The sequence below is a fragment of the Neisseria sp. P0001.S005 genome (assembly GCF_051963715.1).
This window is the reverse complement of sequence record NZ_JBQCTZ010000609.1, coordinates 1-444: the sequence shown is the minus strand read 5'-3', so window position 1 is coordinate 444 and position 444 is coordinate 1. Positions and strand designations below refer to the sequence as shown.

1 protein-coding gene and 1 pseudogene are annotated in these 444 nt (G+C 48.0%); both read right to left on the bottom strand.

Going from position 1 to position 444, the window contains the following annotated elements; genetic code table 11:
* Positions 1-27: 27 nt before the first annotated feature.
* Positions 28-243, bottom strand: a complete 216-nt coding sequence (locus ACTHSP_RS21970) for a DUF4177 domain-containing protein (RefSeq protein ID WP_003749376.1) — start codon at positions 241-243, stop codon at positions 28-30.
* A 42-nt stretch (positions 244-285) separates the two neighbouring features.
* A pseudogene (locus ACTHSP_RS21965) lies at positions 286-444 on the bottom strand (argininosuccinate synthase); the annotation flags it as partial.

The window sequence follows — 444 nt, the reverse complement described above, 5'->3', positions numbered from 1 at the left end:
AATCCGAGACAGGCATAGACGCCGAGTTTAAACACGTTCTTTTTCCAAAATGACGACGTAGGCTTCACGCACGAAAAACAGCAGCATGCGGCGCTGGTCTTTTTCCATAGTAACGACCTTCCAGCCTTGCGAAGCGTGGCTATTGAGGAAATCGCTGAATTTGACCGGATTGATTTTGGCGCTGCCGAAAACCAAACTGGAAAGCAGGTTCTCTTGATAAATGACGGCCTTATATTCTTTCATTTTATTCCTTTAAAAATAAGGGGGCTTTAAAGCCCCCTGATTCTACTCCTTATTATTCAACTGCGGTAATACGGAGCCTTCGCCTAATGCCAACAAACCGCTTTGTGAGTAAATACCCAGTTTGGCGCGGGTGTCGGTAATGTCGAGGTTGCGCATGGTCAGTTGGCCGATGCGGTCGAGCGGTGTGAACGCTGCGTCTTC